At 76.0% G+C, this 2,076-nt stretch carries 2 protein-coding genes; both read right to left on the bottom strand.

The features are described from left to right. On the bottom strand, positions 1-808 hold an 808-nt coding region (locus tag HLK59_RS49760), incomplete at its 3' end, for a type II secretion system F family protein (RefSeq protein ID WP_171148288.1). Continuing rightward, entirely contained in the window at positions 801-1,973 is a 1,173-nt protein-coding gene (locus HLK59_RS49755) for a TadA family conjugal transfer-associated ATPase (RefSeq protein WP_171148287.1), read from the bottom strand. The genes HLK59_RS49755 and HLK59_RS49760, both read right to left, overlap by 8 nt. Between the last annotated feature and the right edge of the window lie 103 nt (positions 1,974-2,076).

Below are 2,076 nucleotides of genomic sequence, written 5' to 3'. Positions count from 1 at the left end.
CCCCCACCCCTTCCAGCAGGCCGCCGATCACCAGACAGCCCAGACCGGGCCCGGTGGGCAGCAGGACGTGGAGCGGGTCGGAGCCGAGGGCCGTGCCGAGGAGCAGTCCGAGGGCCGGCAGCCCGGCGAGCATCACCGTCGTGGAGCGGGCGCCCGCCAACTGAGCACGCAGATCGGCACGTTGGTCGCGCTCCGCGCGCAACGCCGCTTCGAGGCGTTCGAGTCCGGCCGCGAGCCCCGCTCCCCGGTCCACCGCGACCCGCCAGCAGGCCGCGAGGCCCAACAGCCCCTCCGCCCCCGGCTGTCGTGCGGCGCCCGCGAGCGCACCCGGTACGTCCCCGCCGAACCGCGCGGCCGCCAGTACCGCCGGCTGCGCCTCCCCCAGCCCCTCGAAGTCGCGGGCGGCACGCAACAGGGCCTCACCCGGCTGCCGTCCGGCCCGTACCTCTCCGGCGAGCGCCGCGCACAACGCGATGACCGCGTCCCCTCGGCACTCCCGGGCTCGCCGCGTCTCGCGCGCCAACCGCACCCGCCGCAACAACGGCACCCCGGCCGCCCCCAGGACCAGCGGCAGCACCGAGGCCCCCAGCGCGGCCAGCCCCAGTCCGGCCGCCGGCGACCACCACTCGCTCCCCAGCCGCCTCGCTCCACCGGCCAGTCGCCGCCAGACCGGCGGCCCGGTCCCGACCGCCCCACCGGCCCCGGCGAGCAGCAACTCCGCTCGCCGCGCCCCGGAACGCCACCCGACCGACAGCCAGACCGCCGCCCCGGCACACACGAGGACAGCCCCCGTCGACACCTCACCCATCACCACGCCCCCTGTCGGCCCACGCGGCGCCGAGCAGCCCCCGCAGCCGCTCCCACCCCCGCTCGTACACGAACGCCTCCGCGCCCCACCGCAGCGCCGGCACCGTCCGCACCAACCCCGACGGATCCCGTTCCAGCACCCGCACCTCGGCGATCCGGCGCCGCCCGTCGCGGTCGCGGGCGAGATGCAGGACGACGGACAGTGCGGCCGCCAACTGGCTGTGCAGCGCGGCCCGGTCGAGTCCTGCGGCCGTGCCGAGCGCCTCCAGCCGGGCCGGGACGTCGGCTGCCGCGTTGGCATGGACCGTTCCGCAGCCGCCCTCATGTCCCGTGTTCAAGGCAGCCAGCAGATGCACCACTTCAGGCCCTCGCACCTCGCCCACCACCAGCCGGTCCGGCCGCATCCGCAGCGCCTGCCGCACCAGGTCCTCGAGCGAGACCAGGCCCGCGCCCTCCTGGTTGGCGGGTCTGCTCTCCAGGCGTACGACGTGCGGATGGTCCGGCCGCAGCTCCGCGGAGTCCTCGGCCAGCACGATCCGTTCGCCCGGCCCGACGAGCCCCAACAAGGCGCTCAGCAGCGTGGTCTTGCCGCTGCCCGTTCCCCCGCTGATCAGGAACGACAGCCGCGCTTCGATCAACGCCCGCAGTACCCGGTCCCCGTCCGGCGGCACCGTGCCCGCCGCCATGAGTTCGTCGAGCGTGAACGCGCGCGGCCGCACCACCCGCAGCGACAGACAGGTGCAGTCGACGGCCACCGGTGGCAGCACCGCGTGCAGCCGTGTCCCGTCGGGCAGCCGGGCGTCCGCCCAGGGCCGCGCGTCGTCCAACCGACGTCCGGCCACCGCGGCCAGGCGCTGCGCGAGCCGTCGTACGGCGGCGGCGTCGGGGAACGCGACGGTGGTGAGTTCGAGCCCACCGCCCCGGTCCACCCAGACCCGGTCCGGCGCCGACACCAGCACATCGGTCACCCGTGGGTCGGCGAGCAGCGGTTCCAGCGGACCGCTGCCGACCAGTTCGGAGCGCAACCGCTCGGCCGCCCCGAGGACTTCGGCATCACCGAGCACCCGCCCCTGCTCCCGCAGCGCCTGCGCCACCCGCGCGGGAGTCGGCTCGGCCCCGCTCTCGGCAAGCCACTGCCGCACGCCGTCGAGCAGCTGCGGGGCCATGTCCGCCCCACCTGACCGCCCCACAACCGAAGCCGCACCACTCGACTGCCACCCAACGCCCGAAGCCAGACCACTCGACCGCCACCCCGCCGAAACCACATCG

The sequence above is a fragment of the Streptomyces sp. S3(2020) genome (genome assembly GCF_013044505.1).
Taxonomy (GTDB): domain Bacteria; phylum Actinomycetota; class Actinomycetes; order Streptomycetales; family Streptomycetaceae; genus Streptomyces.
This window is presented reverse-complemented; position numbering and strand designations above follow the sequence as displayed.

Excerpts from the sequence above, each read along its gene's own strand:
- HLK59_RS49755 (WP_171148287.1), bottom strand. The coding sequence starts at position 1,973 with ATGGCCCCGCAGCTGCTCGACGGCGTGCGGCAGTGGCTTGCCGAGAGC.